The organism is Protofrankia sp. CiP1_Cm_nod1 (assembly GCF_920888515.1).
Taxonomy (GTDB): domain Bacteria; phylum Actinomycetota; class Actinomycetes; order Frankiales; family Frankiaceae; genus Protofrankia.
This window is the reverse complement of record NZ_CAKKTM010000251.1, coordinates 1-5,999: the sequence shown is the minus strand read 5'-3', so window position 1 is coordinate 5,999 and position 5,999 is coordinate 1. Positions and strand designations below refer to the sequence as shown.

The window sequence follows — 5,999 nt, the reverse complement described above, 5'->3', positions numbered from 1 at the left end:
GGAGCGCTAGTCTCGTGGGCTCGGAGATGTGTATAAGAGACAGGTCCACGGCCGCGCCGGCGCGGGCCTCCTCCGCTCCGAGGCCGCTGGCGAGCACGCGCGCGCCCGGCCGGATCAGGTCGCGGACGGAGTCGACGTACTGGTCCAGACCGACGATCACACTGGCGCGGGCGAGCTCGCGGGCGGCGCGTGGGGTGAGCAGGTCCCGGTCGCCGGGGCCGAGGCCGACGATGGCCAGCCGGCCGCGGGGACGGTGGCGGGCGACCGCCACGGTGGCGTGCGCGCTTGCCCGTTTGGGCACGACGAGTTCGGCGGTGCCGGCGGACAGACCCGCGTCGGGGCCGAGCAGGCTCGCCGCCTCGGCGACGCTCGGCGTGCCGACCGCGGCCCGCACCACCTCGGAGGGATGCGGGACGTCGACGGCCGCGAGCGCCTCGGCCGGGTGCACGACCAGCGGCCAGCCGAACCGGCGGGCGGCGGCGACGATGCCGGCCTCGTCCCGCTTGGCCTCGACGGTGGCGAGGTGACGCACGGCCAGCGGTGCCAGCCCGGCATCGGCCAGCGCGCGCTCGACGAGGTCGACGATCTCGTCGGCGGGTACGCCCCGGCTCGCGCCGACCCCCACGACCAGGCTGGGCGGCCGGTAGACCACCGCGGGCGCCGGCGGCGTGACGACCCGGTCGGTGATCACGATGGCGGGCGCCGCCGGCCGATCCGGCCGATCCGGCGGGACCGGCGGGACTGACGTGGCCGGCGTGGCTGGTCCGGCCTGTGACGTGGCCGGCGCACTGCTCCCGTCGGGTTCATCGGCGCCGCCGAGGGCGCCTGGAGCAGTGGGAAAGGGGTGATCGGCGGGTCCGCTCCGGCCGGTGAGATCGGTGAGATCGGTGAGATCGGCGGGCCGGACCGTTCCCGGCAACGGCGGCAGCGGCCAGACCGCGTCCGTGTACAGGGTCACGGGCTGCTCGGCGAGCAGCGCCGTGCCCACGGCGGCGAGCCGCGATCCGGGCTCGACGCGCAGGCCGATGTCGGCGCCGAAGGAGTCCAGGGCGGGGACCGCGGCGGCGTCACTGGCGGTGGTCACGACGGCGGTCGCGCCGAGGGTGGCGGCGACCCGCTCGGCGAGGTCGTTGGCTCCGCCGGCGTGCCCGCCGACGAGGGCGACCGCCCACCGGCGCGCCTCGTCCACGCAGACCACCCCCGGGTCGCTGTCCTTGCCGGTGAGCAGGCTGCCGGTGCCGGGGGTGCCGGCCAGCAGCCGGACGGTCGCGCCGGTCGCGAGGAAGCAGACCACCCCGGCGCATGCGGTGACGGCGGCGGTGAGCGCCTCGCGGGCCGTGCCGTCGTAGTGGCGGGCGTCCGGCCAGGCCCGTTGGAGATCCCGGGCGGCCGCGCGGCCGGCGGCGGTCACCGCGACCAGGCCGATGCCCGACCGGCCCGGTGTCCTGGCGTCCGTCATCGTGACCATCCGTCATTGTGATCGTTCATGGTGGTGCGCACCGGCGCGTTCTCCCCAGCGGACGGCTGTCCCTGTCGGTCGCTGTCAGCCGCGCGACCGCATCCGGGATGGTTGCGTGGCGGCCTGCGCGGGACGTCCCAACGAAGGTTGATCATGTGGGCCCGGGCCCTTCACGTGAGGCGCTGGACGCATCGGACGCACGAGGGTCGTCACGGACGGGAATGTCGCGGGCGCGGGGGGCCTCGGAGTTGTCCCGGGCCGCCCGCAGCGTGGTGCGGGCGGCCCGGTCGGCCCGGCGGAAGCCGTGGAAGTGACCGGGGTGGTACAGGTGGGAGCGGGTCCCGCCGGCGGCGAGGGCGGGGCCGACGAGCACCAGCGTGTGCTTCCACAGCTTGTGCTCACGGATCGTGGCGGCGAGGTCGGCGAGCGCACACCGCACGATCAGCTCCTCCGGCCAGCTCACCCGGTAGGCGACCACGCAGGGTGTCTCCGGTGGGTAGCCACCGGCGGTGAGCTCGGCCTGCAGCTGGCTGGAACGGGCCGCCGAGAGGAACAGCGCCATGGTCGTGCCGTGCGCGGCGAACCGGGCCACCTCCTCCCCGGGCGGCATCGGGGTCTTCCCGCCGGCGAGCCGGGTCAGGATCACCGACTGGGCCACCTGGGGGACGGTCAGCTCGCGCCCGACGGCCGCGGCGGCCGCGGTGAAGCTGCTGACCCCGGGGACGATGTCGGTGGCCAGCCCCAGCTCGGCGCAGATCTCCAGCTGCTCCTGCACCGCACCCCACAGCGCCGGGTCACCGGAGTGGACGCGGGCCACCGCGAGCCCGCCGGCCGCGGCCCGCCGGTAGATCTCGTGGACGCCCTCCAGCGGCAGCCCGGCCGAGTCGACGATCTCGGCGTCGTCGCGGGCATGGGTGAGCACGTCCGGGTGCACCAGCGAGGACGCCCAGATGACCACGTCCGCCTCGCCGATCACCCGGGCGGCGCGCAGGGTCAGCAGGTCCGCGGCCCCGGGGCCGGCCCCGACGAACGTGACCCGCCCGGGCGGGCGGGCGGTCATGCCGGCCACTGCCGGCGCCGGGTGGAGATCACCGTGGACAGGTAGGGGCCGGGCTGGTCGCGGGGCAGGTCGGCGGCGAGGCGGATGTCCTCCTCGGGCAGGCCCGTGCAGGCGCCGTAGACGGCCGCGCCGTGTGTGCCGGTCAGCCGGTCGGCCTCGGCCAGCACGTCGAGGACCTGCGGCAGCGCGCGTCCGCCCTTGTAGGCGATCACGGTGTCGTGGTCGGCGACCGCCCGGCGGTAGGCGTCCACACCGGCGGTCAGCGGCAGCAGCGCCACGGTCTCGGTGCCCACGGCCAGCACCGTGCCGGAGCGGGCGGCGAGATCCTGCATGGCCATGATGCCGGGAACGGTCTCGATGGTGACCTCCGGTAACAGCGTGCGGACCCGGGCGGCCAGCGTGGTGAAGGTCGAGTAGACGTTCGGATCACCGATCGTGGCGAACGCGACACTGCCCGTGGGGTGTTCGCGCAGGGCCTGGATGACCACGGCCGCCGGGGCGTCGTAGTCGGCGTCCCCGGTCATCCGGAACGTCACCTGGCGGATCCGGTCGTGGGTGACGTGCGCGCGCACGGTCGCCTCGGCCCGGCCCGGCGGCGGCATCCCCTCGCTGACCGGGACGAACACGACGTCGGCCCGCTCCAGCGTCCGCGCGGCCCGGACCGTCACCAGATCCGGGTCGCCGGGCCCGACGCCGACACCGACCAGCCGGGCGCGCGGCGGAACCGCCCCGGGGCTTCCGGCGCCCTCGCTGCCCTTGCCGCGCGACGTTGCGGTTTTCGACGGCGTTGCCCGGGGGCTTCCGGGGCTTCCGGCGCCCTCGCTGCCCTCGACGTTCCTGGAGCTCATCGCGCTCCTCCCGCGCTCCGTGCCGCGCCGGGAGCACGGACGGCCGCCGCGGACGGCCCGGCCGCTCTCGCCCCGCGGGCCGTGGCGACGAACCGGCAGGCCGCCCCGGGCACGCCGGCCCAGTGCAGGTGCAGGTAGGAGGCGTGCACGTTGCCGCGTACGAACCCCTCCGCCCGGTCGTCCACCCGCCAGGCCGACTGTGGCACGTCCCCTGGGAAAAAGCGCGCCTCCCCGGGAAAGGACGCTCCGGCGGCGGGCCCGGCCGTGGGGCCGGCGCGGCCGCCAGCGAGAACCGGAGCCGTGTCGGCAGGGGTGGTGGCAGCGGCAGCAGCGGCGGTCGTGCTGGCGGTCGGCGGGATGACCTGCGTGTGGTGGAACTCGTGCGCGGTCACCACGGTATCGGCGGTCACGAGCGAGTTGTCACAGACAGCGACCGCCTGACGGTAACCGAGAGTGAGACGTGGCCCCATCGCCGTGTCGGCGTCGAGGACGCCGCACATCGGATGCCCGTCGAGGGAGCGGGCCAGGTAGAGCAGGCCGGCGCATTCGGCGGCGATCGGCGCGCCCCGGCGCGCCAACGCGACGACCTCGGCCCGCAGCGGCGCGTTGGCCGCGAGCGCGGCGGCGTGCTCCTCGGGGAACCCGCCGCCGATCACCAGTCCGTCGGTGCCGTCCGGAAGCGTCTCGTCACGCAGCGGGTCGACGGTGACGACCTCGGCCCCGGCGGCGCGCAGCAGTTCGACCTGTTCGGCATAACCGAACGTGAACGCGGACCCGCCCGCGACAGCGATCCGCACCGGCCGCCCGCCGCCGGGCCCGGCCGTCTCGCGGGTCTCGCCGGTCTCGGCCACGGCGTCCGACGGCGTCCAGGGGCGGGCGTCCAGCGGCGGGGCCGAGCGGGCCAGCGCAAGCACGGCGTCGAGATCGCAGGATGCGGCGACCAGCGCCCCCAGCGCCCGGACCGCCTCGGCCGCGGCCGGCGCCCGCTCGGCCGCCGGCACCAGCCCGAGATGCCGCGAGGGCACCGCGGCGGCGTCGTCCCGGCGCAGCACCCCCAGCACGGGGATGCGCAGGCCGGCGACGGCGTCCCGCAGCAGGCGCTCGTGGCCGGCCGAACCGACCCGGTTGAACACGACACCGGCCAGGCGCACCCGCCGATCCCAGGTGGCGAAGCCGTGCACCACGGCCGCGGCCGAGCGGCCCGCGGCGGACGCGTCCACGACCAGCACGACCGGGGTGGCGGTCAGCCGGGCCACGTGGGCGGCGGAGGCGAAGTCCACGGGCTGGCCGGGCCGTGGCAGCGACACCCCGTCGAACAGGCCCATCACCCCTTCGACGACGGCGATGTCGGCGCCGCGGGCGCCGTGGGCGAGCAGGGGGCCGATGCGCTGTTCGCCGCAGAGCACGGCGTCGAGGTTGCGCCCGGGGCGGCCGGTGGCCAGGGCGTGGTAGCTCGGGTCGATGTAGTCCGGGCCGACCTTGTGCGGGGAGACCCGCAGGCCGCGGGCGGTCAGGGCGGCCATCAGCCCGGTCGCCACGGTGGTCTTGCCCGCGCCGCTGGCCGGGGCCGCGACCAGCAGCCGGGGCAGGGCGATGCCGGCGGCGCCGGGGCCGCTCACCATTCGATCCCCCGCTGGCCCTTCTGGCCGGCGTCCATCGGATGCTTCACCTTGGTCATCTCGGTCACCAGGTCGGCGGCGTCGAGCAGCCGCGGCGGCGCGGCGCGGCCGGTGACGACGACGTGCTGGCGCCCGGGCCGGGCGCGCAGCGTCTCGACGACCTCGGCCACATCGATCCATCCCCACTTCAGCGGGTAGGTCAGCTCGTCGAGGACGTAGAGCCGGTAGGTCTGCGCGGCCAGGTCCCGGCGGATCTGCTCCCAGCCCTCGCGCGCGGCGTCGGCGGGCTGGGCGCCCGGGTCGATGCGGTGCTGCACCCAGCTCCAGCCCTCGCCCATCTTGTGCCAGGTGACCGTGCCGCCCTCGCCGGTGGTGGCCAGCGTGCGCAGTGCCCGTTCCTCCCCGATCCGCCATTTCGCGGACTTGACGAACTGGAACACCCCGACCGGCCAGCCCTGCGCCCAGCCGCGCAGGGCCAGCCCGAACGCCGCGGTCGACTTCCCCTTGCCGTCACCGGTGTGGACGATCAGCAGCGGGCGGTCCCGGCGGGCCCGGGTGGTCAGGCCGTCGTCGGGTATCACGGCCGGCTGTCCCTGCGGCATCCCTCAGGCCACCTTCCCAGGCTGGGTGGACGGTGTGGACGGTGTCGGCCCGGCGGGCCTGCCGGGCCGGGCGGATCCCGCCGGCCATATCGGACGCACCGGGCTGGCGGGGCGCGCCGGCCATACCGGGCGGACAGCGCCGGCGGGATCCGCGGAGCCGGCGGGATCCGCGGAGCTGGTGGGGGCCGCCGGGCCGGCCGCCGCCGACAGGGCGGCCAGCGGGACGGTCGTGCCACCGAGGGCGGTGGCCAGCCGGCCGGCCAGGCCCAGGCGGACATAGCCGCTCTCGCAGTCGACGACGACGCTGGCCACCCCGGCGCGGGCCAGCGCGTGCGCGGCGGCGGCCGGATCCGGGCCGGTGGTGCACCGGCCGTCGGTGACGACGACCAGCAGCGCGCGCCGGTCGGGGTC

At 76.5% G+C, this 5,999-nt stretch carries 4 protein-coding genes and 1 pseudogene; all 5 read right to left on the bottom strand.

The features are described 5' to 3' along the window. Positions 1-1,610 precede the first annotated feature (1,610 nt). Positions 1,611-2,519, bottom strand: coding sequence for a precorrin-4 C(11)-methyltransferase (cobM, locus tag NBX02_RS11540; RefSeq protein WP_250280723.1), 909 nt, complete (start codon positions 2,517-2,519; stop codon positions 1,611-1,613). Further along, positions 2,516-3,367: a precorrin-2 C(20)-methyltransferase gene (cobI, locus tag NBX02_RS11535; protein WP_250280721.1), complete on the bottom strand. Its 852-nt coding sequence runs from the start codon at positions 3,365-3,367 to the stop codon at positions 2,516-2,518. The genes cobM and cobI overlap by 4 nt, the downstream gene beginning before the upstream one ends. Then, entirely contained in the window at positions 3,364-4,989 is a 1,626-nt protein-coding gene (locus NBX02_RS11530) for a cobyrinate a,c-diamide synthase (RefSeq protein ID WP_250280719.1), read from the bottom strand. Before NBX02_RS11530 ends, cobI begins: the two co-directional genes overlap by 4 nt. Continuing rightward, positions 4,983-5,588 carry a cob(I)yrinic acid a,c-diamide adenosyltransferase gene (gene cobO / locus NBX02_RS11525; RefSeq protein WP_250280717.1) on the bottom strand — a complete coding sequence of 202 codons (606 nt, stop codon included), beginning with the start codon at positions 5,586-5,588 and terminating at the stop codon, positions 4,983-4,985. The genes NBX02_RS11530 and cobO overlap by 7 nt, the downstream gene beginning before the upstream one ends. Positions 5,589-5,591: 3 nt before the next feature. Then, positions 5,592-5,999 (bottom strand): annotated as a pseudogene (locus NBX02_RS11520) (hypothetical protein); the annotation flags it as partial.

Coding starts and splice junctions, on each gene's coding strand:
- cobI (WP_250280721.1), bottom strand. CDS start 3,367: ATGAGCTCCAGGAACGTCGAGGGCAGCGAGGGCGCCGGAAGCCCCGGA.
- cobO (WP_250280717.1), bottom strand. CDS start 5,588: ATGCCGCAGGGACAGCCGGCCGTGATACCCGACGACGGCCTGACCACC.
- cobM (WP_250280723.1), bottom strand. CDS start 2,519: ATGACCGCCCGCCCGCCCGGGCGGGTCACGTTCGTCGGGGCCGGCCCC.
- NBX02_RS11530 (WP_250280719.1), bottom strand. CDS start 4,989: ATGGTGAGCGGCCCCGGCGCCGCCGGCATCGCCCTGCCCCGGCTGCTG.